At 64.8% G+C, this 23,993-nt stretch carries 25 protein-coding genes; 9 read left to right on the forward strand and 16 right to left on the reverse strand.

All coding sequences use genetic code 11. From position 1 onward, the window contains the following. Window positions 1-48: 48 nt before the first annotated feature. The 4 genes from lpxK to PAF12_RS12980 are packed head-to-tail and all read right to left on the reverse strand — an operon-like array spanning window position 49 to window position 3,306. A complete protein-coding gene (lpxK, locus tag PAF12_RS12965) occupies window positions 49-1,059 on the reverse strand; it encodes a tetraacyldisaccharide 4'-kinase (RefSeq protein ID WP_271107384.1) in 1,011 nt (336 codons plus the stop codon). Continuing rightward, complete coding sequence (locus PAF12_RS12970; protein ID WP_271107385.1) at window positions 1,056-2,306, reverse strand: 3-deoxy-D-manno-octulosonic acid transferase; 1,251 nt, start codon at window positions 2,304-2,306, stop codon at window positions 1,056-1,058. Before PAF12_RS12970 ends, lpxK begins: the two co-directional genes overlap by 4 nt. After that, window positions 2,306-2,551 carry a DUF4170 domain-containing protein gene (locus PAF12_RS12975; protein WP_271107386.1) on the reverse strand — a complete coding sequence of 82 codons (246 nt, stop codon included), beginning with the start codon at window positions 2,549-2,551 and terminating at the stop codon, window positions 2,306-2,308. Before PAF12_RS12975 ends, PAF12_RS12970 begins: the two co-directional genes overlap by 1 nt. A gap of 35 nt (window positions 2,552-2,586) precedes the next feature. Beyond that, window positions 2,587-3,306: a CbiX/SirB N-terminal domain-containing protein gene (locus tag PAF12_RS12980; protein ID WP_271107387.1), complete on the reverse strand. Its 720-nt coding sequence runs from the start codon at window positions 3,304-3,306 to the stop codon at window positions 2,587-2,589. Window positions 3,307-3,385: 79 nt separating this feature from the next. Between PAF12_RS12980 and PAF12_RS12985 the strand changes: the two genes are divergently transcribed. Beyond that, the gene (locus tag PAF12_RS12985; protein WP_271107388.1) at window positions 3,386-4,066 is read left to right on the forward strand and encodes an NnrU family protein; all 681 of its coding nucleotides are present in this window, start codon (window positions 3,386-3,388) and stop codon (window positions 4,064-4,066) included. On the opposite strand, the gene PAF12_RS12990 is transcribed toward PAF12_RS12985, so the two are convergent. Continuing rightward, a complete protein-coding gene (locus PAF12_RS12990; RefSeq protein WP_271107389.1) occupies window positions 4,030-5,091 on the reverse strand; it encodes an FAD-binding oxidoreductase in 1,062 nt (353 codons plus the stop codon). The two genes, PAF12_RS12985 and PAF12_RS12990, sit on opposite strands and share 37 nt — an antisense overlap. 44 nt (window positions 5,092-5,135) lie before the next feature. Between PAF12_RS12990 and mnmD the strand changes: the two genes are divergently transcribed. Then, complete coding sequence (gene mnmD / locus PAF12_RS12995) at window positions 5,136-5,792, forward strand: tRNA (5-methylaminomethyl-2-thiouridine)(34)-methyltransferase MnmD (protein WP_271107390.1); 657 nt, start codon at window positions 5,136-5,138, stop codon at window positions 5,790-5,792. A gap of 67 nt (window positions 5,793-5,859) precedes the next feature. Here mnmD and PAF12_RS13000 read toward each other — a convergent pair whose 3' ends face one another. Next, window positions 5,860-7,983 carry a lytic transglycosylase domain-containing protein gene (locus PAF12_RS13000; protein ID WP_271107391.1) on the reverse strand — a complete coding sequence of 708 codons (2,124 nt, stop codon included), beginning with the start codon at window positions 7,981-7,983 and terminating at the stop codon, window positions 5,860-5,862. Window positions 7,984-8,095: 112 nt separating this feature from the next. Between PAF12_RS13000 and dapA the strand changes: the two genes are divergently transcribed. Then, the gene (dapA, locus tag PAF12_RS13005; RefSeq protein ID WP_271107392.1) at window positions 8,096-8,971 is read left to right on the forward strand and encodes a 4-hydroxy-tetrahydrodipicolinate synthase; all 876 of its coding nucleotides are present in this window, start codon (window positions 8,096-8,098) and stop codon (window positions 8,969-8,971) included. A 6-nt stretch (window positions 8,972-8,977) separates the two neighbouring features. Here the strand turns inward: dapA and PAF12_RS13010 are convergent, their stop codons facing one another. Genes PAF12_RS13010 through PAF12_RS13035 form a run of 6 tightly spaced genes read right to left on the reverse strand, consistent with a single transcriptional unit; the run spans window position 8,978 to window position 14,955 of the window. Next, the gene (locus PAF12_RS13010; protein WP_271107393.1) at window positions 8,978-9,382 is read right to left on the reverse strand and encodes a Na+/H+ antiporter subunit G; all 405 of its coding nucleotides are present in this window, start codon (window positions 9,380-9,382) and stop codon (window positions 8,978-8,980) included. A gap of 9 nt (window positions 9,383-9,391) precedes the next feature. After that, the gene (locus PAF12_RS13015) at window positions 9,392-9,661 is read right to left on the reverse strand and encodes a K+/H+ antiporter subunit F (protein ID WP_271107394.1); all 270 of its coding nucleotides are present in this window, start codon (window positions 9,659-9,661) and stop codon (window positions 9,392-9,394) included. Continuing rightward, window positions 9,658-10,146: a Na+/H+ antiporter subunit E gene (locus PAF12_RS13020; RefSeq protein ID WP_271107395.1), complete on the reverse strand. Its 489-nt coding sequence runs from the start codon at window positions 10,144-10,146 to the stop codon at window positions 9,658-9,660. The genes PAF12_RS13015 and PAF12_RS13020 overlap by 4 nt, the downstream gene beginning before the upstream one ends. Continuing rightward, window positions 10,143-11,744: a monovalent cation/H+ antiporter subunit D gene (locus PAF12_RS13025; RefSeq protein ID WP_271107396.1), complete on the reverse strand. Its 1,602-nt coding sequence runs from the start codon at window positions 11,742-11,744 to the stop codon at window positions 10,143-10,145. Before PAF12_RS13025 ends, PAF12_RS13020 begins: the two co-directional genes overlap by 4 nt. Next, window positions 11,741-12,100 (reverse strand): Na+/H+ antiporter subunit C, encoded by a 360-nt coding sequence (locus PAF12_RS13030; protein WP_271107397.1) that lies wholly within the window; start codon window positions 12,098-12,100, stop codon window positions 11,741-11,743. The genes PAF12_RS13025 and PAF12_RS13030 overlap by 4 nt, the downstream gene beginning before the upstream one ends. Next, window positions 12,100-14,955: a monovalent cation/H+ antiporter subunit A gene (locus PAF12_RS13035; protein WP_271107398.1), complete on the reverse strand. Its 2,856-nt coding sequence runs from the start codon at window positions 14,953-14,955 to the stop codon at window positions 12,100-12,102. The genes PAF12_RS13030 and PAF12_RS13035 overlap by 1 nt, the downstream gene beginning before the upstream one ends. 151 nt (window positions 14,956-15,106) lie before the next feature. On the opposite strand from PAF12_RS13035, the gene ruvC reads away from it, so the two are divergent. Genes ruvC through PAF12_RS13055 form a run of 4 tightly spaced genes read left to right on the forward strand, consistent with a single transcriptional unit; the run spans window position 15,107 to window position 17,772 of the window. Then, complete coding sequence (gene ruvC, locus PAF12_RS13040; protein WP_271107400.1) at window positions 15,107-15,601, forward strand: crossover junction endodeoxyribonuclease RuvC; 495 nt, start codon at window positions 15,107-15,109, stop codon at window positions 15,599-15,601. Continuing rightward, a complete protein-coding gene (ruvA, locus tag PAF12_RS13045; RefSeq protein WP_271107402.1) occupies window positions 15,598-16,281 on the forward strand; it encodes a Holliday junction branch migration protein RuvA in 684 nt (227 codons plus the stop codon). Before ruvC ends, ruvA begins: the two co-directional genes overlap by 4 nt. An 8-nt stretch (window positions 16,282-16,289) precedes the next feature. Next, entirely contained in the window at window positions 16,290-17,321 is a 1,032-nt protein-coding gene (ruvB, locus tag PAF12_RS13050; protein WP_271107403.1) for a Holliday junction branch migration DNA helicase RuvB, read from the forward strand. A gap of 43 nt (window positions 17,322-17,364) precedes the next feature. Further along, entirely contained in the window at window positions 17,365-17,772 is a 408-nt protein-coding gene (locus PAF12_RS13055; RefSeq protein ID WP_271107404.1) for a PaaI family thioesterase, read from the forward strand. Here the strand turns inward: PAF12_RS13055 and PAF12_RS13060 are convergent. The 4 genes from PAF12_RS13060 to asd are packed head-to-tail and all read right to left on the reverse strand — an operon-like array spanning window position 17,769 to window position 21,791. Beyond that, entirely contained in the window at window positions 17,769-18,254 is a 486-nt protein-coding gene (locus PAF12_RS13060) for a peroxiredoxin (RefSeq protein WP_271107405.1), read from the reverse strand. The genes PAF12_RS13055 and PAF12_RS13060 overlap by 4 nt on opposite strands. Window positions 18,255-18,314: 60 nt before the next feature. Further along, window positions 18,315-20,345 (reverse strand): DNA helicase RecQ, encoded by a 2,031-nt coding sequence (gene recQ, locus PAF12_RS13065; protein WP_271107406.1) that lies wholly within the window; start codon window positions 20,343-20,345, stop codon window positions 18,315-18,317. After that, entirely contained in the window at window positions 20,345-20,638 is a 294-nt protein-coding gene (locus tag PAF12_RS13070; RefSeq protein WP_271107407.1) for a YggT family protein, read from the reverse strand. The genes recQ and PAF12_RS13070 overlap by 1 nt, the downstream gene beginning before the upstream one ends. Before the next feature lie 4 nt (window positions 20,639-20,642). Then, window positions 20,643-21,791 (reverse strand): aspartate-semialdehyde dehydrogenase, encoded by a 1,149-nt coding sequence (asd, locus tag PAF12_RS13075; protein ID WP_271107408.1) that lies wholly within the window; start codon window positions 21,789-21,791, stop codon window positions 20,643-20,645. Window positions 21,792-21,916: 125 nt separating this feature from the next. On the opposite strand from asd, the gene PAF12_RS13080 reads away from it, so the two are divergent. Continuing rightward, window positions 21,917-22,480 carry an acyl-CoA thioesterase gene (locus PAF12_RS13080; RefSeq protein ID WP_271107409.1) on the forward strand — a complete coding sequence of 188 codons (564 nt, stop codon included), beginning with the start codon at window positions 21,917-21,919 and terminating at the stop codon, window positions 22,478-22,480. A gap of 109 nt (window positions 22,481-22,589) precedes the next feature. Beyond that, window positions 22,590-23,945: an MFS transporter gene (locus tag PAF12_RS13085; RefSeq protein ID WP_271107410.1), complete on the forward strand. Its 1,356-nt coding sequence runs from the start codon at window positions 22,590-22,592 to the stop codon at window positions 23,943-23,945. Window positions 23,946-23,993 lie beyond the last annotated feature (48 nt).

A 23,993-nucleotide genomic window follows, 5' to 3' on the forward strand; every position in this document is an offset into this window, starting at 1 on the left:
TGCCATATCAGGCGATCACGCGATCCGGGCGGTTTCGTATCGGCCGGATCAGCCGGCTTCGCGGGCGTCTTTCATCAGCGGTTGCAGCAACGCGTCCAGCCCCGCCCAATCGTCAAGCTCAAGCCGGACCGGAACCGCCAGAACATGCCGCCGGAAATCTGGTGGCAGACGAACGGCGTCCTTCTCTGTCGTGACAAGCTGTGCGCCGGTCAGATGCGATTCCGTGGCCAGGCGCTGGATCAGGGCGGTTGTGAAGGGCTGGTGATCCTCAAGCGCCTCCGCCCTTACGACATCCGCGCCGAGGTCGCGCAGCGTGGCGAAGAATTTCTCCGGATGGCCGATCCCGGCGAAGGCCAGCACCCGCTGATCCGCCCAGTCGATGCCGGTCTGAAGCGGCCGCAATGCGCCGCGAAAATGCGGCAAATCGATCGCATCGCCCCAAGCCTTGTCGAACCGCGCCTGCATTGCGTCCGGCCCGATGGAGATGACCGCATCGGCGCGTGACAGCCCTTTGGACACCGGCTCCCGCAGCGGACCCGCAGGAAGGCAAAGCCCGTTGCCGAACCCCTTCGCCGCGTCAACGACGACAAGCGAAATATCATGATGAAGCGCCGGGTCCTGAAACCCGTCATCGAGAAGGATGATCTGCGCGCCATCCGCGACGGCGGCCTGCGCACCGGCCTTCCGGTCATCCGCAACCCAGACCGGCGCGAAGGCCGACATCAGCAGCGGCTCATCACCCACCTGATCGGCAGTATGTTCCCGCTCGCTGACGCGCGTCGGTGCCTTGATCGTTCCGCCAAAACCCCGGCTGACAATCTGAACTGCGATATCTTTCGCCAGAAGATGCTGGGCCAGCGCGATCACGGTCGGGGTCTTGCCGGTCCCGCCAGCATTGATATTACCCACGCAGATCACCGGAACACCGACACGCGCCCGCGCGCCCTTGCCAAGCCGCCGCGCCGTCCCGGCAGCGTAAATCCCGCCGAGAGGTCGCAGCAATTGCGCCGACAGCGATGCCGGACGACGAAACCAGAAGGCGGGGGCGCGACGGCTCATTCAAATTCTCCTTCCACAGCATCGCGCACGGCATGCGCGATCCGGCTGGCAACCCCGGCACCACCCGTCGCCAGCTCCCACCCATTTGTCGCCAGAATTGCCGCCTGATCCGGGGCGAGCAGTCTGACGACCGCTTCGGCAAGCTGTTGCGGTCGCTCGATCCGGCAGGCGGCACCGGCAGCGTCGATCTGGGTCCATTCCGGTGCATAGATACCAAGCTGCGGGCCATGAATCGCCGCGGAGCCGAGCGAAGCCGCCTCGAACGGATTACGCTGGGCGTTGAGCGGGCCTTCAAGGGTTGTGCCCATGAAGCAGACCGGCGCCATGCGATACCACAGCCCGATCTCGAAGACATCGTCGACGAGGTAGACATTTACTTCCTCGGTCGGGTCTTCATCTTCCGCACGCTGCGCCACGATCAGCCCGGCTTCGGTCATCCGGGCCGCCATTCCGGCAGAGCGGCGTGGATCGGCGGGCAGCGCAATCAACAAGGCCCGGTGGCTATAGCGCAGCAGGGTAAGCTGCGCCTCGATGATGGCATGTTCCTCCGCCTCATTCACACATGCGGCAAGCCAAAGCTGGCGGCCAGCGAACGCCTCGGCCAGTGAATTCCGTTCGACTTCGTTATGCGGCAGCGGCGTATGTGCGGCGGTCAGGGGGCCGACCATTTCCAGCCGCTCGGACGGGATACCACGCTGCAATGCGGCGTCGAGACTACCGCGATCAGGCAGCAACAACCGGGTGACCCGGCTGAGACCCGTCCGCTGCGAAAAGGGTTTGAAGACATCGCCAAATGTCCGGGGCCGGATGCGTGCCTCGGCTAGGATCACGGGAATATCCTCCGCCTCCGCGACCTCGATCAGCATATTGGGCAATTCCGCACCGATCAGAAGAATGACGTCCGGTTGCAGCAGCTTCAGATATCCCTCGATCTGGCTGCGTGTCGATGCAGGCTCCGGGATCGCGGCATCCGTCTTCGCAACCTTTGGCACACTGCCTTCGGCACGGCTGACGACGACACGCAATCCCAACTGGTGAAGCTGATCCAGAAGCTGACCCATGACCGGCGAAAGCGCCGCCTCCGCCGGGTTGTCATGATCGTAACCCGCCCCGATCCGCATCCAGACCAGATCACCGTCGCCCGGGGGCAAGCTCAGCTCGGGCAGGGGCCGGGCAGCCGTTGGTGCCGCAGGGCCGAGAACGCGGCGAAGCCAGCCACTGCCCCCACTGCCCGAGCCGGTTGTCATCAGCTGCCCAGCTCTGCCGTCGGGCTGGTTTCACGCTCCTCATCCATCAGCCTGTGAAGATGCGCGATGAAATAGCGGGTCTGGGCACTGTCCACGGTGCGTTGCGCGGCAGCTTTCCACGCGGCTTGTGCCGAGGCGAAATCGGGAAATACGCCGACCACATCGATGGCTGAGGTGTCGCGGAATTCGGTGCCATCAAGTTCGGTCAGTTCGCCGCCGAACACGAGATGAAGCCGCTGGGTCATGAAAATCTCTCCTGCTGAATTTCGATGCGCGGACCCTAAGCGCCCCGACCGGCTGACGCAATCGCGACATCCCCTCGCAGAAGCGCTGCGGCGATCAGCGCAGGAACCTCTGGCGCCAGCCCTATGGGCGGCAGGCAGGGACCGTCGAACCCGGCCTCCGTCAGCGCCGTGGGAATATCGTCCGTGACATGCTCCGCCCGGGTGGCGAAGAACGGCAACGCAATCGCCTGCGGCCCGAGATCGCGCGCGGCGTCGGCCAGAAACGGTGCTTCCTCGATATAGGCAGTCACCACCTTGCCGATGCGGGGACGCAGCTTCTCCGCCATCGCCTCGTTGCCGTTGGCCGAACCACGCGCCCGTTGCGAGCCGTGGGCGATCAGCAGCAGCGTCGTATCCCGCGCCTGCCAGCCTCGCCGCGCCATCTCCCCCGCCAGCTTTGCCGCGCAAAGGTCAGGCAGCGCCGGATCGGTGCCGAAGGGGCGCAGGACCGTCGCCGTTGCCCCGCCAGCCCCCGCCAGACGACGCGGCAATTCAGTGCCGGTGAACCAACCTTCCGCCATGAACATCGGATAGACCAGCGCGCCCGGTGCCGCCTGAACCGCCCGCGCCAGCGCATCCGGTGCGGCCAGTGTCGCCCCAATAACCTGCCGGTCGGCACAGTCGGCGACCTGCGCCGCCAGCGCCTCGATCGCCTGTTGCTGGGGGCCGGGGTCCGAGGGCTGACCATGTGCGACGATGATAACAGGGCGCGGCATGCTGGTGTCCGTTTCTGGATTTGGATAAGGCTGCATCAGCCAAACACGCGCCACGCGCAATCACAAGACGGGGGACAAAATGTCCGGCTGGGCAGAGTTCATCGCCGCGTTCATCGCCTTCCTTGCGGCGCATATCATTCCGATGCACCCGAAGCTGAAAGCCGCGATCACCTCCGCACTCGGCAGGCGGGGCTATATCGTCCTGTTCAGCCTGCTGTCGCTCGGCCTGCTCTACTGGCTGCTGATGGCCGCCGGGCGCGCGCCTTATGTCGAGATCTGGCCGCAGGCGGTCTGGCAACGCTGGCTGGTCAATATCGCCATGCCGGTCGCGATCCTGCTGACCGTCTTCGCTGTCGGTGCGAAGAACCCGTTTGCATTTGGCGGACATGCCGAGGGGTTCGACCCCGAGCGTCCGGGCATTGTCGGGCTGACCCGGCATCCGCTGATGTGGGCCTTCGCGATCTGGGCCGGAGCGCATTTGCTGGCGAATGGCGATCTGGCGCATGTGCTGCTGTTCGGCCCGCTTCTGGCGTTCGCTTTGTCGGGCGTCTTTGCCGCCGAGAGACGGGCGCGGCGCGCATTGCCGGACTTCGACCGTCTCGCCGCACATAGCTCGCTCTGGCCCGGGGCGGCGTTGCTGTCAGGCCACTGGCGTCCGCGCCGCTGGCCCTCCCTCATCCGGCTGTTGATCGCCGCCGTTATCTGGGCGGCGCTGCTGCATCTTCATCCCGCCGTGATCGGTGTGTCGCCGCTGCCCTGAAGCCGGAACAGATCGGGGATCGTGTCACGCCCCTCCAACACCAGATCCGCCGTCATCCGCGCCATGACCGGGGCCATGCCGAAGCCGATCTTGAAGCCGCCATTCGCGACAAAATGCCCCGCCCGCCCCGGCCATGCACCCAGCAACGGCGCACGGGACCGGGCGCGCGGGCGTATTCCAGCCCAGCAAGACAGCACCTCTGCGTCCTTCAGCTCCGGGCAGGTGGCACGGGCATTTGTGATCACATCATCAAGCAGGGTATCGACGCCCGTATGCTCGTATTGGTTTTCGGAGGTTGAACCGACCCCGACCGTACCATCGGCATGGGGCACGATATGCAGCCCCTCGGCATAGACCTGCGGCGTATCGGGTGCCGGGAACCGCAGCGAAGCGCTTTGGCCCTTCACCCCCTGCCCGATTTTGCGCCCGAGATCGCAGCTCAGCATCTCCAGCCCCGGCGTGCCGGTTGCCCAGATCGCCGGTGTCGCGACAGCATCAGGTGTCGCGTGCTGGCCGGTCGCGATCTCCCCACCCTTGGCACGGATTGCAGCGGCAAGCGCCGCGCCCGCTTGCCTTGGTGACAGGCGGGCGGTCAGGTCATCCATCAGCCACCAGCCATCCTCGCTTCGCGGGATCAATGCCGCTTCGGGTGCCTGAGTCAGCCACATCCGCGCCGCGCCCTGCCAGTGCCGCGCCGCGCCATCGACACGCGCGCGCAGCTTGTCGAGATCCGCCAAAGCTACGGCCTGAATGCGCCCCGTGCGGGCATAGCCGGGATCGACCCCGCCTGCCTGCGCCACCTCATCCCAGAACGAAGCCGCGCCGAGCAGGCTGTCGAGCTGCAGCTGCTTCTTCAGGTTCCAGCTTTCCGGCGCATGCGGGGCGAGCGCGCCGACCGTCCCCCCAGAGGAACCTGCACCGATGCGATCCGCCTCCACCACCCGGACGGATGCGCCGCGCCGGGTCAGTTCCCACGCGACGCTCAGCCCCGCGATGCCCGCTCCGATCACCGTGATGCTTGCCATTGCTGCGCCCTTTCGTCATTCCGCTGGTGAAGGAGTTACCCGCGATGCGCGATCAGGACCAGACGCCCGAGTTGAACTGGCGTGACGGCAATGTGCCCGTCTCGACCCGTTTCGACGATCCTTATTTCAGCCTCGCAGGCGGGCTGGACGAGACGCGGCATGTGTTTCTGCGCGGCAATGATCTGCCCGAACGGTTGCAACCGGGGTTTCATGTTGCGGAACTGGGTTTCGGCACCGGGCTGAACCTGCTGGCACTTGCGGAGATCGCGGATCAGCCGACGCGCTTCACAAGCTTCGAGGCGTTTCCGATGGATGCCGCCCAGATGGAGCGCGCGCATGAGGCGTTTCCCGAACTCGCCACACTGTCGCGGGAGTTGCGCGACGGTTATCCGGCGCGGCGCTTTATGGTTGGCACGGTCGAGGTGGACATCATCGTCGGGGACGCCCGCGAGACGCTGCCGGTCTGGGACGGGCTGGCGGATGCGTGGTTTCTGGACGGGTTTTCACCGGCGAAGAACCCGGAACTCTGGTCGGATGATCTGCTGGCGCAGGTCGGGGCACACACAGCTCCGGGCGGAACTTTCGCCACCTATTCCGCTGCGGGCCATGTCCGCCGTGCCTTGGAAGCCGCGGGTTTCGAGGTGGCGCGCGCACCGGGTTATGCGGGCAAGCGCCATATGAGCCGCGGGCGACTGCGCTGAGGTCAAATGCGACGACATCAGGGCCAGCGTCCGACCGCAGGCTGCACACTTGATTGCAGGCCGATCCCTATCCGCTCGTCGGTCGCGGAACAGGGCGGATGGCAGCGGGTGGCGGGGGCGTCTCCGGCTCCTCGAATGCCGCCGCTTCGGGCGACATGGCATCGCCCTCCTGCGGCGGTCGACGGGACTGGGTCAGCACCTCGGCCAGCGTCTGCCGCGCTTTCGGCGGGGGCGGGATGATGCCGCCGCCTGTCAGATCCTGCGTCGGCGTCAGCGGCACCGGCTGACCTGCGATACGGGACCGGTAGATCGGCAGCGCCTCCGTCACCCGCATGACGTAGTTGCGGGTTTCGTCAAACGGGATCATCTCCACCCAATCGACCGGATCGGCACCGTTGCGAATATCCCCGAACCGTTCCGTCCACTGGCGCGAGCGGCCCGGCCCGGCGTTATACCCCGCTGCGACCAGTGCCGAAGACGGCCCGAAACTGTCGCGCAGCCCGGACAGATAGGCCGCGCCGAGCATGGCGTTGTAATAGGGATCCTCGGTCAGCCGCGCGCGGTCATATTCGACGCCGACCCGCTCTGCCATCATCTGCGCCGTCGCGGGCATGAGCTGCATCAGACCTTGCGCACCGACATGGGAGGATACGGTATGGTTGAACTCCGACTCCTGCCGTGAGATCGCCATGACCAGTTCCGGCGGCAGATCCAGCGGCTCCGCCTCCAGCCCGGTCAGCGGATAATAGGCCGCCGGATAAGCCACCCCCCGAGAGGCCGCCCGCTTGGCAAGGCGGAGCGCGTACCACGGATAGCGCATCTCCAGCGTCAGGCGGGCCATGCGCGCAATATCATCGGGCGCGGCTGTTTCCGAGAGTTGCAGGAAAAACCGCTGGCCGAGATCGGGATGGCCGGCGGCGAAGGCGTAGACACCGGCCTGAAACACCTCGTTCTCGCGAAGATCGGTGCGGCGCCATTGCGGCAAGGCAGCCTCCGCACGTCCGGGAACCGAAAGGGCCGGATCTGTCGGCGCACCGATACGCTCGGCGGCGAGTTGCCCGTAATAGGCGGATTGCATCGTCGCGGCGCGTTCAAAGGCCGCCTGTGCGGCTTCGGCATTGCCTGCGGCTTCCTGCGCGCGGCCTTGCCAATAATACGCGCGGGACTGGCTGATGACGCTGGTGGTCTTCTCACCCAGATTTTCAAAATGCTGCAAGGCGCGATCCGCAGCACCGCCACGCAGGGCGGCATAACCGGCAAGGAACTCCATCTCCGCATAAGCATCGGTTCCGGGTTCGAGGAAATGCGGCGCGGCAATGTCCTCCGCCGCCTGCCAGTCCCCGGCCCGGAGCGAGGCGCGCGCATAATCGGCCCGCATCGACGCCCAGATCTCCGGCCGCCGCAGCGCCTCGGCAGAGGTGGATTGCTGCGACATCAAGTCGCGCGCGAGGTCGTTCAGCCGCGAATCCACGCGCCAGCGGAAGCGATCCATTGCGAGGCCGGGATCGGCCTGCTGATCGGCGGGCAGCGACAGGATCAGGTCGTCCACCCCACTGCGGCGCGCCTGCGTGGCGATGCGCGCCTCCGCCAGCGGCCGGGCGGCGTCGGTCATCCGTGCCAGATTCTGCTCAGCCGCCTGCCACTCAAACTGGTCGAGCAGCGCAAAGACGCGCACGTCATGCAGGTCGTCCACCAGATCGCCATGCGCGGCGAGGAACGCGGTCTCATCAGCTTCCGTCATCGGCAGAGTGGTCCAGATCCGCCGCGCCTCGGCCTTCGCCGCGTCGGCATCCTCAACCCGCAGGGCCGCGACGAGCGCGGTTGCCCCCCTGCCCGTCCGGGGCGAATGGGTCGAGAACCACGCGATCACATCCGTCGCCGCGGCACCATCGGGGATCACGGCTTCACCCCGATTATAAAGCAGCTCCATCCCCGGCCAATCCGCATGATCGCGCGCAAAGCCGAGATAATCCGCAAAGCTGCCGCGCCCGGCACGCAATTCATGCCACTGAACCAGCGCTTCCGCCAACGGACCGGACTGCGCCGCTGCCGCCTCAGCAGCCAGCCAGTTCCCCGAACCCGCCGCCGTCAGCGCCGTCGACATATCCGACACCGATTCGGCCTGCACCATCAACGGCATCGCCAAAGCGAACAGCCCGGCGCGTATCATGTCACGAAAAGGATACATCATTGGCCTCAATCTGCGGCGATCCTCCGCTGGCTGCAATTCACAAGCTTGGCAATCGACGCGCCTGCGTCTAGTGTCCCGCTACTTTTTCAACCTCATGCAACAGGAGCGTGTCATGTTCAAAGGGTCAATGCCCGCACTGATCACCCCGTTCGACCAGGACGGAGAGCTGGATCTGGACACGCTGAAGAAGATTGTCGAATGGCAGATCGAACAGGGCAGCAACGGTCTGGTCCCGACGGGCACCACGGGCGAATCCCCGACGCTCAGCCATGACGAGCATCGCCGCGTTGTCGAAGAGGTCGTGCGGACAGCCAATGGCCGGGTTCCGGTGATCGCGGGGGCCGGGTCCAACTCCACGCGCGAGGCGATCGGGCTGGCGCAGCACGCGGAAAGCGTCGGCGCGGACGGTGTGCTGGTGGTGACGCCCTATTACAACAAGCCGACACAGGCCGGGATGATCGCGCATTTTACCGCCGTTCACGACGCCACAAATATTCCGATCATCATCTACAACATCCCGGGCCGCTCGGTCGTCGACATGACGCCGGAAACAATGGGAGAGCTGGCGCAGCTTCCCCGCATCGTCGGCGTCAAGGACGCCACCGGTAAGCTGGAGCGGGTCAGCCAGCAGCGGATCACCTGCGGCAAGGATTTCATCCAGCTTTCGGGCGAAGACGCAACCGCGCATGGCTTCAACGCACATGGCGGGGTCGGCTGCATCAGCGTGACGGCCAATGTCGCGCCGCGCCTTTGCGCGGAGATGCAGGCGGCGACGCTTGCGGGCGATTACAAGCAGGCGCTCGAATTGCAGGACCGGCTGATGCCGCTGCATATCGCGATCTTCCTGGAACCGGGGCTGGCGGGCGCGAAATTCGCCCTGTCTCAGCTTGGCATGTGCGATGAGCGGGTGCGCCTGCCGCTGGTCAGCCTGACCCGGCCGACCAAGAAGCGGATCGACGAAGCAATGCGTTTCGCCGGGCTTTACTGACCGCGATCAGTCACCCTCATGCGTTAATCGCTCGTCCGCCCCGTCATCCATCAGGCTGGGGCGGTCGGACTGTGTTGACCAGCTTGTCCCGGTGCCGGTCGGCGGCAGTTCCTCGCGCGTCCATTGCAGATGGATATTCGCCTTGGCCACCATCAGCCCGGTGACGGGCGCGGTCAGGAACAAAAACAGCGTGATCATCAGTTCGTGCCAACTGATCTGCCCCCCGAACCACGCGAAATAGACCATCGAGGCGATCAGCACCGCCCCGACTCCAAGCGTCGCGGCCTTGGTCGGCGCGTGCAGCCGGGTCATCGGCTCGGGCAGTTTGACCAGCCCGTAGGAGCCGACAAAGCCGAAGATGCCGCTGATGACCAGAAGCGCCGACACGATTATTTCAAAAACCAGATCCATCGCCGCCCCCTATTCGATAATATCGCCGCGCAGAATGAACTTCGCATAGGCCACGGTCGACACGAACCCGACCATTGCGAACAGCAGCGAGGCCTCGAAATACATCGCCGTGCCCTCCCGGATACCGAACAGGGTCAGCACCGCGATCATGTTGATCGTCATCGTATCGAGCGCAAGGATACGGTCCGGCACGCCCGGCGCGATGACCACCCGGTACAGATTGAACAGCAGGGCAATGCCGTAGCAGGTGAAGGCGAAAAGAAGCGCATATTCGATCATACGAAAATCTCCTTCAGCCGGGCCTCGTAGCGCGTCTTGATCTCCGTCACGACGCTGTCGGGGTCGGGCGCGTGCAGGCAATGCACCAGCAACGCATGGCCGCATTCCGACAGATCGCAACTGACCGTGCCGGGCGTCAGCGTGATCGTCCCCGCCAGCATCGCAATCGCCTCCGGCGCGCGCAGCTCCAGCGGCACCGTGATCCAGGCCGGTTTCAGTTCATCCCGAGGTTTGAACAGCACGATCTTGGCAACGTCGATATTGGCGAGCACGATATCCCACATCACCAGAAGCGCATAGACGGCCAGCCGTCCGGGCGCGCGCATCGACGAGGCACGGGGCCAATATGGCGCGATCATTATCGGGATCACGACCGAAATGATGATCCCGAAAACCAGCGAGCCCCAGCGGAATTCGTTGACCAGCAGCAGCCAGGTGATGACCAGCAGAACCGAGAGATAGGGATGCGGGAAGAGCCGTTTCATTCGCGCGCGCCCTCCTGATCTTCAAGGACCGAGCCGACATAGGGCCTGACATCGAAAAGCTGCTCGGCAATCGAATCGGTCATCTGCATCGCCGGTCGCGCGAAGATCGTCAGCGCAACCAACCCGGCCAGCAGCGACCCTGCCGCGACGAAGCCCAGCGTGGGCGAGACGGCGTCGCCGATGTCCTGAATATGCTCGTCCGGTTCCAGCTTGGGCGGGATCGGTCCCTCGGGGCGCGGCTTGCCCTCCGCCTCGGCCTGCGCCTCGATCCGCTGAAGCTGATGGGGCAGCCAGAACAGCGTCGAACCGGCCCGGCCAAACCCGACGATGGCGAACAGCGAGGTGACGAGGATGGTCGACCATATCCCGATCCACCACGGGTCGGCACGGGTCACGTCAAGGATCAGCAGCTTGCCGATGAAGCCCGACAAGGGCGGCATCCCGGCTGCGGCGATGGCGGTCGCGAAAAACATGGCCGCGATCAGCCCGGCATCCTGTATCTTCGGGCGCAGCGTCAGCCAAAGCTCCCCGTTCCGCCGCGCGGCGATCATGTCAGCGATCAGGAACAGCGCGGCAGAGGTCAGCGTGGAGTGGATCATGTAATACAGCGCCGCCGAGATCGACGCCGGTGTGAACATCGATACGGCAATCACCAGCGTCCCGATGGACGCGATTGTCGAAAGCGCCGCCACCCGGCCCAGATTGCGCCCGCCCAGAACCCCGATCTGGCCGATGACCAGCGTGATCAGGGCTGCGGGAAGCAGCATATCGGCAACGATGGTCTCGACCACCGAATCCCCCGGAAACACCAGCGTGTAGAACCGGATGATCGCATACACGCCGACCTTCGACATGATCGCGAACAGCGCCGCAACCGGGCCGGGCGCGTTGGCATAGGTGGAGGGCAGCCAGAAATGCAGCGGCACCAGCGCGGCCTTGATGGCGAAAACCAGCACCAGCAGCACCGCGCCGGTGCGCAGCAGCGCGGTATCCTCGGGCGGCATCAGCGCGACTTTCACCGCCATATCCGCCATGTTCAGCGTGCCGGTGACCGCATAAAGCGTGCCGAGCGCCGCCAGAAACAGGGTCGAGCCGAGCAGGTTGATGATGACATACTGCACACCTGCCCGCAGCCTGAGCGAGCCGCCACCGTGGATCATCAGGCCGTAAGACGCGATCAGCAGCACCTCGAAAAACACGAACAGGTTGAACGCATCGCCGGTCAGGAACGCGCCCATGACCCCCATCATCTGGAATTGCCAGAGCGCGTGGAAATGCCAGCCCTTCCGGTCCCAGCCGGAACCGATGGCATAAAGCTGCACAACCACGGCCAGAAATGCGCCCAGCACCAGCATCAGCGCGGCCAGCTTGTCCAGCATCAGCACGATGCCAAACGGCGCAGGCCAGTTGCCCAGCCGGTAGACAAAGACCTCGCCGCTGCTGGCGTAGAATGCCAGATACAGCGAGACCCCCAGCAGGATCACCGATCCGGCGGTCGAGAACACCCTTTGCAGCAGCATGTCATGGCGCATCCACAGGATGATGAGACCGCCGATAACCGCCGGAAGCACGACAGGGGCAATGATAAAGTGGTTCATTCCGCGTCCCCGTCCTCACGCCGGTCAGCATCCGGCATGTCGATATAGTCGTCCCCGCTTTCGACATAGGCACCAAGCGCCAGCAGCACCACGACCGCCGTCATCCCGAAGGAGATCACGATGGCGGTCAGCGTCAGCGCCTGCGGCAGCGGATCGGTGTAGGCCGTCCAGGGCGCATCCCCATGCAGGATCGGCGGCTTGTTCACGGCCAGACGGCCCGAGGCGACCAGAAACAGGTTGATCGCATAGGACATCATCGTCATCCCGATCACCGTCGGGAAGGTGCGCAGGCGCAGCACCAGATATATTCCGGCTGCGGTCATGGCACCAATTGCAATGGCGACGAGAGCTTCCATCAGACCGCCTCCCCTTCCTGATGCGAATGACGGGACGGATCGACATCCATCGGCTCGCGGTTCACCGTCTCCCCCGCCCGCCGTGCGATCCGCGACAGCGAGTTCAGGGCAAGCATCACCGCACCCAGCACGCAAAGGAAGACGCCAAGATCGAACGCCATCGCCGTCGCCAGCTCGAATTCTTCAAGGAAGGGCAGCTTGACGTAGGTGTAGTTGGAGGTCAGGAACGGCACCCCGAACAGCCACGCCCCCATGCCGGTCGCCGCCGCGACGACCACCCCCGCACCGATCATGGCGTGGAATGGCACGCGCTGCCTCTCCTGCGCCCACGCGAAGCCGGAGGCCATGTACTGCATCAGCAGCGAAATCGCGACGATCAGACCGGCGACGAACCCGCCACCCGGCTGGTTATGGCCACGCAGGAAGATGAACAGGCCGACGGTCAGCGACATCGGCAGGATCAGCCGTGTCGCGATGACCAGCGGCAGCGGGTGCCGGTCCCCGGCCTTGCGCTGCGTGTGCTTCCAGTTCAGCAATCGCCGGTTGGAACTGCCGGTCATCAGCGTCTCTGTCATCGCGTAGATGACGAGCGCGGCGATGCCCAGGACGGTGATTTCCCCAAACGTATCATAGCCACGGAAGTCGACCAGCGTCACATTGACCACGTTGTCGCCGCCGCCGAGGTCATGGCTGTTCTCCAGATGGTAGCGCGAAATCGTCTCGAACGCGAAATCGCGGCGCAGGATGGCATAGCTGAGCCCGCCGAAAGCCAGTCCGACCGCCGTCGCGATCAGCGCATCCGCGCCGCGTCTGAGGCCGCCGGTCTCCACCCAGGTCCGCTTCGGCAGGAAGTTGAGCGCCAGCAGCATCAGCATGACCGTGGCGACCTCCACCGAGATCTGGGTCAGGGCGAGATCCGGCGCGGACAGGTAGACAAAGGCGCAGGACACGATCAGCCCGACAATCCCAATCAGCACCAGCGCCAGAAGGCGGTTGCGATGGAACGTGACCATGCAGCCCGTCGCGACGATCAGCAGGACAAAGCCGACCGCCGGAATTGGCTCTATCGGCAGCATGTCGCGGGTCATGGGACCGACGGAGCCGGTAGCCCAGGCAAATACCCCCGCCATCACAACCGTAATCGCCATCATCGAGCCGCCGCGGGCCAGCCGCCCGTCATGCAGGGCGTCGTTCACCGCCTGCGACCAGCGGGCAGCGCGGCGGATGACGGCGTCGAACATGGTTTTCGCTTCCGGTCGCGGCGCGGCATCCCAGCCCGCTTGCAGCACCCGATGCGCGGACAGCAGAATAATACCGCCGATCACGGCGATGATCGTGGTGATGAGCGCCGGGTTCACGCCGTGCCACATATAGATCTTCGGATGGGTTTCCAGCCCGGTAACCGCATCGGCAGAGATCCGCACCAACCATCCCACCATCGTCATCGGGATCAGCCCGATCAGCACAACCAGCACTGTCAGGAAGGCGGGACCAACCAACAGCCCGAAACCGGGATCATGGGGGTGATGCGGATAATCGTCCCGCTCCGGCCCGAAGAAGACATGCCAGATGAAACGAAGCGAATAGGCCACGGAAAACAGCGAGGCCACGCCGGCGACGATCAAAAACCCGTTCTGGCTGCCCGCCCAGACCGTATCGGCGGCCTCTGACAGCATCATCTCTTTCGACAGGAACCCGTTGAACGGCGGGATGCCAGCCATAGACAGCGCCGCAATCGTCCCGATCAGGAAGGTCACCGGCATCAGCTTCCGCAACCCGCCAAGCCGCGCAATGGACCGCGTCCCGGTCTCATGGTCGATGATCCCGGCGGTCATGAACAGCGCCGCCTTGAAGGTCGCGTGGTTGATGATGTGGAACACGGCCGCAATTGCCGCCGCCTCCGTCCCCATGCCGAGCAGCATGGTAATCAGGCCGAGATGGCTGACGGTCGAAAACGCCAGCAATGCTTTCAGATCGTCCTTGAAGAACGCGATCACGGCCCCGATCAGCATCGTCACCAGTCCGGTTGTCGCGACGATATAAAACCACTCCGGCGTTCCTGCCAGCACCGGCCACAACCGCGCCATCAGGAACAGCCCGGCCTTCACCATCGTGGCAGAGTGGAGATAGGCCGAAACCGGCGTCGGCGCGGCCATTGCATGCGGCAGCCAGAAATGGAACGGGAACTGCGCGGATTTGGTGAACGCCCCGATCAGGATCAGGACAAGCGCCGGCAGATACATGGGCGAGGCCTGAATGACATCACGCGCGGCGAGAATATCGGTGATCCGGTAGCTTCCGGCGATATTGCCGAGGATCATCATCCCCGCGATCATCGCGAGCCCGCCCATCCCGGTCACGGTCAGCGCCATCCGCGCGCCCTGACGGCCCTCCGGCAGATGCTTCCAATAGCCGATCAGCAGGAAGGACGACAGCGAGGTCAGCTCCCAGAACACCAGCAGCAGCAGGATGTTATCCGACAGGACAATGCCGACCATGGCGCCCTGAAACAGCATCAGATAGGTATAGAACTGCCCGACCGGATCGTCCTTGGACAGGTAATATCGCGCATAGGTGATGATCAGCAGCCCGATGCCGAGGATCAGGATCCCGAACAGCAGGCTCAGCCCGTCAATGCGAAAGCTGGCATTCAGCCCGATGCGGGGCAGCCAGTCGAAACTGTCCGTCACGACCCCGCCCGCCAGCACCGTCGGGATATGCAGGCACAGCCCGACAAGCGCCAGAAACGTCATCGTCCCGCAGGCCGACGCGGCGACGTTGCGACCGGAACGGATCAATAATCCCGGAAGAAGCGCTCCAAGGAAGGGCAGCACGGCGATCAGGGCTGGCGACATCTGTCCTCCGCTGTCTTTTTCTTTCTTGTTTGTATTTGTGTCAGGGATGCCGCCGCGAGTGTCAAGCAAGCCAGCCCCGCATCATGCCCCTTTCGCGATGTTCGCGTTTCGTGCTAGCCTGTCTAAAAGAAAGATAAAGACGAGGGCAGGCATGAGGGTGCTGGGCATCGACCCCGGATTGCAGAATATGGGCTGGGGCGTGATCGAACTGGACGGCGCGCGCCTGCGCCACATCGCCAATGGCATCGTCAAATCGGGTCAGGGCGCGCTTGGCCCGCGGCTGCTGCTGCTTTATCGCGGGCTGGTGGATGTGATCGCGGCCCATGCGCCCACAGACGCCGCCGTGGAACAGACCTTCGTCAACAAGGACGCGGTCGGCACGCTGAAACTGGGTCAGGCGCGCGGCATCGCCTTGCTGGCCCCGGCAGAGGCCGGGCTGGAAATCGGGGAATACGCACCGAACGCCGTGAAAAAAGCCGTGGTCGGTGTCGGCCATGCCGCGAAGGAGCAGGTGCAGCACATGGTCCGCCACCAGCTTCCGGGGGTGGAGTTCGCCGGGGCCGACGCTGCGGACGCGCTCGCCATTGCCATCTGCCACGCCCATCACCTGCAATCGCGCAGCATCCGCATCAAGGTGAGTGCATGATCGGGCGCATCGCAGGCATCATCCTTCACCGTGCGCCGGATCAGGTGATGATCGACGTGCGCGGCGTCGGCTATATCGTCCATATCAGCGAACGCACCGCCGCCAGCATGCCGCCGGTCGGGCAGGCGACGGCGCTTTATACCGATCTGCTGGTGCGTGAGGATCTGTTGCAGCTTTTCGGCTTCCCGACGCTGCTGGAGAAGGAATGGCACAAGCTCCTGACCTCGGTTCAGGGCATTGGGGCGAAGGCATCGCTGGCGATCCTCGGGACATTGGGGGCAGACGGGCTGGGCCGGGCCATAGCGCTTGGCGACTGGTCGGCGGTCCGCAAGGCACAGGGCGTCGGGCCGAAACTGGCGCAGCGCGTCGTTCTGGAGCTGAAGGACAAGGCCCCATCCGTCATGGCAATGGGGGGTGAGTTGACCGTGGACACCGGCGCACCAGTGATCGAGGCAGAGACCGCCGCGACCGCCGCTCCTGCCCCGGCACAGCCATCACCCGCCAATCCGCCACAGGGCACCGCCGCCGCCCAGTCCGAGGCGCTGTCCGCGCTGACCAATCTCGGCTATAACCCCTCCGAAGCCGCCACTGCCGTGGCCCGCGCCGCACAGGCGGAACCGGAGGCGGCGACACCGGCCCTCATCCGTGCCGCGCTGCGCTCGCTGGCCCCGAAGGAATAGCCTGACCGATGGACGCCCCCGACCCAACCTTGCGCCCCGAACCAATGCCCGAGGACGAGCCGGGCCGCGCCCTGCGTCCGCAGGCGCTTGAGGAATTCATCGGTCAGGCCGAAGCCCGCACCAATCTGCGCGTCTTTATCGAAAGCGCGCGACGCCGGGGGGAGGCGATGGATCACACGCTGTTCCACGGCCCGCCGGGGCTGGGCAAGACCACGCTGGCACAGATCATCGCGCGCGAACTCGGCGTGAACTTCAAGATGACCTCCGGCCCGGTGCTGGCGCGCGCGGGCGATCTGGCGGCGATCCTGACCAATCTGGAATCGCGCGACGTGCTGTTCATCGACGAGATCCACCGGATGAACCCCGCCGTGGAGGAGGTGCTCTATCCGGCCATGGAGGATTTCGAGCTTGATCTGATGATCGGTGAAGGCCCCGCCGCCCGCACCGTGCGGATCGAGTTACAGCCCTTTACGTTGGTCGGCGCGACCACGCGGCTCGGCCTGCTCACCACGCCGCTGCGCGACCGGTTCGGCATCCCGACACGGCTGCAATTCTATACTATCGACGAGTTGGACGAGATCGTGCGACGCGGCGCGCGGCTGATGGGTTACGACGCCGACCCCGACGGCACGCGGGAGATCGCACGGCGCGCACGCGGCACGCCCCGGATCGCGGGCCGGTTGCTGCGGCGGGTGGCGGATTTCGCGCTTGTCGATGGCGACGGCCGGATCTCGCGGGAGATTGCGGACAGCGCGCTGACCCGCCTCGGTGTCGACGATCTGGGCTTGGACGGGGCTGACCGGCGCTATCTCAGCCTGATTGCCGAGAATTACGGCGGCGGCCCGGTCGGGGTGGAGACGATTTCCGCCGCACTCTCCGAAAGCCGGGACGCGATTGAGGAAGTGATCGAGCCGTATCTGCTGCAACAAGGTCTGATCGCCCGGACGCCACGGGGGCGGATGCTGGCGGCGAAAGCGTGGCGGCATCTGGGGCTGGACGCGCCCGCCCCGGCACAGCAGGCGGGATTGTTCGAGGATTGAGATTGACCGGCGTATCGTCGGCGCAAAGGGGGAGGAAAGCCGGATGGACATCGAACAGCGGATCCGTGAGAGCTTCGGCAAGCAGACCATGATGCAGACGCTCGGTGCTGAACTGCTCAGCGTCGATCAGGGCCGCGTCGTCATCGCCGCCGCGATTCTGCCGACCAGCTTGCAGCAACACGGTGCCGGTCATGCCGGTCTGGCCTTCTCCATCGGCGATTCGGCGGCGGGTTATTCGGCGCTGACGGTGATGGAGGCGGGCCACGAGGTGATGACGGTCGAGATGAAGATCAACCTGATGGCGCCCGCGATCGGTGACAGGCTCGTCGCTGAAGGCAGGGTGATCCGCGCCGGCCGCCGGATTGTCGTGGTCGCCGCGGATGTGTTCGCCGAGAAGGACAGTGCCCGCAAGCATGTCGCCATGCTGCAAGGCACCATGATCCCGGTTTAGGCTTTCTCCAGCAGCGCCTCGCCGCCCGAGATTGCGCATTCGCCGGGGTTTTCCTCGGCCTGAAGGGTCTTGATCACCCCGTCCTCAACCAGCATCGCATAGCGTTTCGACCGTCCGATCAGCCCGATCGGGGGCGCGTCAAAGCTCATGCCCATTGCGTTGGTGAAGCTGCCATCCGCGTCGGACAGGAAGGTCAGCCCGGCCTCGCCTGCGCCGGTATCTTTCTCCCATGCGCCCATGACGAACGGGTCGTTGACACTGATGCAGACGATCCGGTCCACGCCCTTGGCCCGGAACTGATCGGCGGTGCGCATGAAGCTGGGCACATGCTGGGTCGAGCAGGTGCCGGTGAACGCACCGGGCAGCGCGAAGATCGCCACGCGCCCCGACTGATAGTCCCCCAGATCGACCTCCGCCGGGCCGTTCTCGGTCATTTTCAGAAGCTTGCCATCAGGCAGCCTATCGCCTTCAGAGAGTGCCATTGCGCATCCTTTCTGTTTGAGATGCCGCGAGCCTACCCGATGCGCGCGGAGCCGCAAGGGTCATCGTGAGGCGATGTCGTCCAGAAAGGCCGAGGCGAAGCGGTCAAGCCGGGCATCGTCCAGAACACGCGACAAGGCCTCGCGGCTGGCGGGGCGCGCTTCGGCGATGCGGCGCAGCTGGCTGGTCGAGCAACTCAGCGGTTTTTCCGTTCCATCCTCGCCCCGGGCCAGCCGCATCTGGGTCTCGGCCAGCCGGTCGAACAGCGTTCCGGCCTCCCGCCCGGCAAGCGCGCGGCGTTGCGGATGCATCGGCGCGGCCTCTCCGGCAATGACCCCGAGGAACGCATCGCCGTAGCTGTCCAGCTTCTTGGCCCCGACACCGTTGATTCGCGCCATCTCATCCAGCGTCTGCGGGCGGCGTTCGGCCATTTCCTGCAAGGTCCGGTCGGGGAAGATGACATAGGCAGGCACCCGCTGCGCCTCCGCCAGGGCCCGACGCTTGGCCTTGAGCGCGGAAAACAGCGGCGCGTCCTCCTCCGCAACCTGCATTTTGGGGGTGAAGGCCGGTTTCGCGCGTTTGATGCGGTCCTCGCGCAGGCTGATCTGCGCCTCGCCGCGCAGGATCGGATGGGCGGTTTCGGTGATATGCAGCGCACCGTGGCGCGCCGGATCGGGGCGGCACAGGTCGCGGCCCATCATCTGGCGGATGATCGCTTGCCATTGCGGGCGTGACCAATCCTTGCCGACCCCCCATGTCGGCAGCTTGTCATGGCCGCGCTGGCGGGTCTTGTCGGTCTCATTCCCGGTCAGCACGTCGATGATATGGCCCGCACCGAACCACTCGCCGGTACGCAGCATGGCCGACAGCGCCATCTGCACCGGCTTCGTCGCGTCGAATATATCCGGCGGGGTCTGGCACAGATCGCAATTGCCGCAGGGCTGCGCCTCATCCCCGAAATAGGCCAGCAGCATCACACGGCGGCAGGAGGTCGCTTCTGCCAGCCCCAGAAGCGCATTCAGCCGCGCGTGGTCGGCATCCTTGCGGTCATTTTCCGCCAGCCCCTCATCGATCTGGGCGCGGCGCATGCGGATATCGTCGGGCCCGTAAAGCGTCAGCGTTTCTGCCGGTTCACCATCGCGACCAGCGCGGCCGATTTCCTGATAATAGGCCTCGATGGATTTCGGCAAATCGGCATGGGCAACCCAGCGGATATCCGGCTTGTCGATGCCCATCCCGAAGGCCACCGTGGCGGCGACGATCAGCCCGTCCTCGCGCTGAAACCGCGCCTCCGCCTCGCGCCGCGCCTCCGCCTCCATCCCGCCATGATAATGCAGGGCCGGGTGGCCCGACGCGTTCAGAGCATTGGCAAGCGCCTCCGTCTTCGCCCGCGATCCGCAATAGACGATGCCCGACTGACCGGGACGGGCGGCGACGAAATCCATGATCTGACGGCGCGGCTGGTTCTTGGGCTGGAACGCCAGATGAATATTCGGGCGATCAAAGCCCCGCAGGAAGGTGACGGGCTCGGTCCCGGCAAACAGCCGCGTGACAATCTCCGCCCGCGTCTCGGCATCGGCTGTGGCGGTGAAGGCCGACAGCGGGACGTTCAGCGCCCGTTTCAGCTCACCGATGCGCAGGTAGTCGGGGCGGAAATCATGGCCCCACTGGCTGACGCAATGCGCCTCATCCACGGCGATGGCCGTCACCCCGGCACGTCGCAGCAAGTTAAGCGTCCCGCCCGAGGCCAGCCGCTCCGGCGCCATATAAAGCATCTTGAGGCTACCTTCGCGCAATGCGGCGAACACTTCGTCCGTCTCGGCTTCGGTATTGCCAGAGGTCAGCGCACCCGCAGCAACCCCCGCCTCACGCAGCGCCCGCACCTGATCGCGCATCAGTGCAATCAACGGAGAGATCACAACCGTCACCCCATCCCGCGTGATCGCCGGAAGCTGGTAGCATAGCGACTTGCCGCCACCCGTCGGCATGATCGCCAGCACGTCGCGGCCGTCCGCCACGGCCTCGACGATTTCCTGCTGGCCGGGGCGGAAACCGTCGAAACCGAAGATCTGGCGCAGCAGGTCCGCTTGCATCAGTAGCCGTAGAAGAAGCCCGCGTTATTCTGCAGCGCCATGCGGATGATGATGATCCCGATGAACACCACCAGCGGCGCAAGGTCCAGACCGGGCGTCGCGGGCAGGATGCGGCGCACCGGCGCGTAAATCGGTTCCAGCAGCGAGGACAGCCCGTTCCAGAGTTGCGCCACCAAAGGCTGACGCAGGTTCAGCACCTGAAAATTGATCAGCCAGGACATGATGATATGCGCGATCATGATGAACCAGAGCACATCCAGCAACAACATGATCACCTGATAAATCGTCGTCATCGGATTACCCCTCGATCAGAATGCGCAGCATCCGGCGCAGCGGCTCTGCCGCACCCCACAGCAGCTGGTCGCCTATGGTGAACGCGCCCACATATTCCGGCCCCATAGCCAGCTTGCGGATGCGACCGACCGGAATGGTCATCGTGCCTGTAACGGCAACGGGGGTCAGATCGCGCATCGTCGCCTCTTTCTCGTTCGGCACGACCTTGGACCACGGGTTGTCCCCGTCGATCATCGCCTCGATCTCGCCGACCGGGACATCGCCTTTCAGCTTGAATGTCAGCGCCTGCGAATGGCAGCGCATCGCACCGATCCGCACGCAGAACCCGTCCACCGGGATCGCGCGTTCATCCGAGCCGCCAAGAGCGTCGGGGCCGCGACCGAGGATCTTGTTCGTCTCGGCCATGCCTTTCCATTCTTCCTTGGAAACGCCATTGCCCAGATCGGCGTCAATCCACGGGATGACCGAGCCGCCCAGAACCGCGCCGAACTGCGCGGCCTCATCGCTGCCCAGCATCGCCTGCTGGCGGGCCAGCACCTTGCGGTCGATTTCGAGGATTGCGGATTTCGGATCGTCCAGAAGGTCACGCACCTCGGCGTTCAGCGTGCCGAATTGGGTCAGCAACTCGCGCATATGCTTGGCACCGCCGCCGGAGGCCGCCTGATAGGTCTGGGTCGACATCCATTCGACCAGCCCGGCCTTGAACAGCGCGCCGACCCCCATGAGCATGCAGGACACCGTGCAGTTTCCGCCAATCCAGTTGCGATTGCCCGCTAACATCGCCGCGTCGATCTGCGGGCGGTTGACCGGGTCCAGCACGATCAGCGCGTCATCGCTCATCCGCAGGGTGGATGCCGCGTCGATCCAGTGACCGTCCCAGCCCTCGGCGCGCAGCTTGCCGTGAATCTCCTTGGTGTAGTCGCCGCCCTGACAGGTCAGGATCGCCTCGCAGCTTTTCAGGGCCGCCAGATCATAGGCATCGGCCAGCGGCGCATCGCCCAGCGGAGCTTTGCCGCCCGCATTGGAGGTCGAGAAGAACACCGGCTCGATCTTGTCGAAATCGCCTTCGGTCGTCATCCGGTCCATCAGAACCGAACCTACCATGCCCCGCCAGCCGATCAGGCCGACCCGCGGCGTATCATTCATCGCCATCGCCGTTTCCCCTGTAAATTTCGCCCCCTGACCTATGACAGCCACGCCGCATAAGCAAGGTTGCGCGACGTCCCGATTGACACAGGCCGGACGGCTGGTAGCAGCGGACCAACAGGAGATTGCGCATGTACCCTTTGATCCGTTTCGTGAAGGAATTCGTGAAATTCCGCAACGCGCCAAAGCTTGGGCTGCTGGATGCCCATATCTCGACCCATATCTGCTGGCCGTGGGATCTCGACCCGTGGATCGAGCTGAATAACGGCCGGACGCTGACGCTGTATGACCTCGGGCGCTTGCCGATGGCCTCACGCACCGGATTGCTGCGCCTGATGCGTGAAAATCGCTGGAACATCACCGTGGCCGGAAACTCGGTGCGTTATCGCCGCCGTGTCCGTGGCTTCGACCGTTTCACGATGGTGACGCGCGCGCTTGGCTGGGACAGCCGGTTCATCTATCTGGAGCAATCCATGTGGCGCAAAGGGGAGTGCTGCAATCAGATGCTTCTGCGCAGCGCCGTGGTCGGCCCGAACGGCATCCTGCCACCGGCGGAGGCCGTCAAGGCGCTTGGTGAAGACCCGGAAAGCCCGGAGCTGCCGGATTGGGTACAGGCCTGGATTGCCGCAGATGCACAGCGACCTTGGCCCCCGGTCATGCCTGATGACGCAAAAGCCGCAATCGCAGCCAGCTAGTCGACGCTGGCCGTCATGACTTAGCGGGTTGCCAATACGGTTCGGTTCAGCCTTATTTCCCCCAAAGCCAATGGCCTGAAGGTCGCGCAGGACGGAGGGGACACGCCAAATGGACCGCAAACGCATCTGGGGCTGGTGGTTTTTCGACTGGGCGGGGCAGCCATACCATACGCTGCTGGTGACGTTCATCTTCTCCATCTACTTCGCGGAAACCGCACAAAACGCTTTCATCGCGACCGGCCTTGACGCCGCAGGGGCCGGGGCGCGGGCGCAATCGCTTTGGGGCTACGGGCTGGCGATCAGCGGGGCATTCATCGCGATATTCGCCCCGGTGCTCGGCGCTGTGGCGGATACCACGGGCAGACGGCTGCCTTGGGTCTGGTTCTTCTCCGGCCTGGTGGTGGTCGGCGCGGCAGGGCTTTGGGGGCTGACGCCGACAGACCCGAGGCTGGTGACGGCGGTCGCGTTTTTCGGCCTTGGCATGATCGGGCTGGAATTCGCCACGATCTTCACCAATGCCATCCTGCCCGGCCTCGCCCCCCGCGACGAAATCGGCCGCATCTCCGGGTCCGGCTTCGCCTTCGGTTATCTGGGCGGGCTGGTGTCGCTGGCGATCATGCTGGTGTTTTTCGCGGAAGGCGACAGCGGCAAAACGCTGGTCGGCCTGCCCCCCGCCTTCGGGCTGGACCCCGCGGCACGAGAGGGCACCCGCTTCGTCGGCCCGTTCACGGCGCTCTGGTACGCGATCTTCATGGTGCCGTTCTTCCTGTGGGTGAAAGAGCCACCCGGAACCGGACGCCCGATCCGGCCCGGTGCCGCAGTCCGCGACCTGCTGAACCTGCTGCGCAGCCTGCGTCACCGCAGAAGCCTTGCGACATGGTTGATCTCCTCCATGCTGTCGCGCGATGCGTTGAACGCGCTTTACGGCTTCGGCGGGGTCTATGCCGGGACGGTGCTGGGCTGGCCGGTGATCCTGTCGGGCGTGTTCGGCATCGTCAGCGCCAGCTCGGCGGCGCTGATTTCATGGCTGGGCGGCAAGGCCGACAAACGCTGGGGACCGAAGCCGGTCATCATCGCAACCATCCTGACGCTGACGCTGGTCTGCGTGATCGTGGTCGGGATGAGCCGCGAATCGCTGTTCGGGCTGCCGTTGGCCGAAGGTTCAAAACTGCCGGACGCGGTTTTCTTCGTCTGTGGCGCCCTGATCGGCGGCGCGGGCGGCGCGATGCAGGCGGCATCGCGAACCCTGACCGTCCGCCACACGTCAGAGGCTCGCGCGACCGAAATATTCGGCCTTTACGCGCTTTCCGGCAAGGCAACCGCATTTCTCGCCCCCTTCCTGATCGCCGTGACCACCGATCTGACCGGAAATCAACGGATCGGAATCTCTCCTCTGATCGTGATGTTCCTTCTGGCGGTTTTTTTGTTAGGCTGGGTCGACAAGAACGGAGAGGCAGAGCAGTGATCCGCAAATTCTTCCTGACCGCGACGGCCATATTGGGCCTCGCCGTAC

The sequence above is a fragment of the Paracoccus sp. SCSIO 75233 genome, assembly GCF_027912675.1.
Taxonomy (GTDB): domain Bacteria; phylum Pseudomonadota; class Alphaproteobacteria; order Rhodobacterales; family Rhodobacteraceae; genus Paracoccus.

What these genes read in the sequence shown, in the direction of transcription:
- lpxK (WP_271107384.1), bottom strand. Translation starts at nt 1,059, where the DNA reads ATGAGCCGTCGCGCCCCCGCCTTCTGGTTTCGTCGTCCGGCATCGCTG.
- PAF12_RS12970 (WP_271107385.1), bottom strand. Translation starts at nt 2,306, where the DNA reads ATGACAACCGGCTCGGGCAGTGGGGGCAGTGGCTGGCTTCGCCGCGTT.
- PAF12_RS12975 (WP_271107386.1), bottom strand. Translation starts at nt 2,551, where the DNA reads ATGACCCAGCGGCTTCATCTCGTGTTCGGCGGCGAACTGACCGAACTT.
- PAF12_RS12980 (WP_271107387.1), bottom strand. Translation starts at nt 3,306, where the DNA reads ATGCCGCGCCCTGTTATCATCGTCGCACATGGTCAGCCCTCGGACCCC.
- PAF12_RS12985 (WP_271107388.1), top strand. Translation starts at nt 3,386, where the DNA reads ATGTCCGGCTGGGCAGAGTTCATCGCCGCGTTCATCGCCTTCCTTGCG.
- PAF12_RS12990 (WP_271107389.1), bottom strand. Translation starts at nt 5,091, where the DNA reads ATGGCAAGCATCACGGTGATCGGAGCGGGCATCGCGGGGCTGAGCGTC.
- mnmD (WP_271107390.1), top strand. Translation starts at nt 5,136, where the DNA reads ATGCGCGATCAGGACCAGACGCCCGAGTTGAACTGGCGTGACGGCAAT.
- PAF12_RS13000 (WP_271107391.1), bottom strand. Translation starts at nt 7,983, where the DNA reads ATGATGTATCCTTTTCGTGACATGATACGCGCCGGGCTGTTCGCTTTG.
- dapA (WP_271107392.1), top strand. Translation starts at nt 8,096, where the DNA reads ATGTTCAAAGGGTCAATGCCCGCACTGATCACCCCGTTCGACCAGGAC.
- PAF12_RS13010 (WP_271107393.1), bottom strand. Translation starts at nt 9,382, where the DNA reads ATGGATCTGGTTTTTGAAATAATCGTGTCGGCGCTTCTGGTCATCAGC.
- PAF12_RS13015 (WP_271107394.1), bottom strand. Translation starts at nt 9,661, where the DNA reads ATGATCGAATATGCGCTTCTTTTCGCCTTCACCTGCTACGGCATTGCC.
- PAF12_RS13020 (WP_271107395.1), bottom strand. Translation starts at nt 10,146, where the DNA reads ATGAAACGGCTCTTCCCGCATCCCTATCTCTCGGTTCTGCTGGTCATC.
- PAF12_RS13025 (WP_271107396.1), bottom strand. Translation starts at nt 11,744, where the DNA reads ATGAACCACTTTATCATTGCCCCTGTCGTGCTTCCGGCGGTTATCGGC.
- PAF12_RS13030 (WP_271107397.1), bottom strand. Translation starts at nt 12,100, where the DNA reads ATGGAAGCTCTCGTCGCCATTGCAATTGGTGCCATGACCGCAGCCGGA.
- PAF12_RS13035 (WP_271107398.1), bottom strand. Translation starts at nt 14,955, where the DNA reads ATGTCGCCAGCCCTGATCGCCGTGCTGCCCTTCCTTGGAGCGCTTCTT.
- ruvC (WP_271107400.1), top strand. Translation starts at nt 15,107, where the DNA reads ATGAGGGTGCTGGGCATCGACCCCGGATTGCAGAATATGGGCTGGGGC.
- ruvA (WP_271107402.1), top strand. Translation starts at nt 15,598, where the DNA reads ATGATCGGGCGCATCGCAGGCATCATCCTTCACCGTGCGCCGGATCAG.
- ruvB (WP_271107403.1), top strand. Translation starts at nt 16,290, where the DNA reads ATGGACGCCCCCGACCCAACCTTGCGCCCCGAACCAATGCCCGAGGAC.
- PAF12_RS13055 (WP_271107404.1), top strand. Translation starts at nt 17,365, where the DNA reads ATGGACATCGAACAGCGGATCCGTGAGAGCTTCGGCAAGCAGACCATG.
- PAF12_RS13060 (WP_271107405.1), bottom strand. Translation starts at nt 18,254, where the DNA reads ATGGCACTCTCTGAAGGCGATAGGCTGCCTGATGGCAAGCTTCTGAAA.
- recQ (WP_271107406.1), bottom strand. Translation starts at nt 20,345, where the DNA reads ATGCAAGCGGACCTGCTGCGCCAGATCTTCGGTTTCGACGGTTTCCGC.
- PAF12_RS13070 (WP_271107407.1), bottom strand. Translation starts at nt 20,638, where the DNA reads ATGACGACGATTTATCAGGTGATCATGTTGTTGCTGGATGTGCTCTGG.
- asd (WP_271107408.1), bottom strand. Translation starts at nt 21,791, where the DNA reads ATGGCGATGAATGATACGCCGCGGGTCGGCCTGATCGGCTGGCGGGGC.
- PAF12_RS13080 (WP_271107409.1), top strand. Translation starts at nt 21,917, where the DNA reads ATGTACCCTTTGATCCGTTTCGTGAAGGAATTCGTGAAATTCCGCAAC.
- PAF12_RS13085 (WP_271107410.1), top strand. Translation starts at nt 22,590, where the DNA reads ATGGACCGCAAACGCATCTGGGGCTGGTGGTTTTTCGACTGGGCGGGG.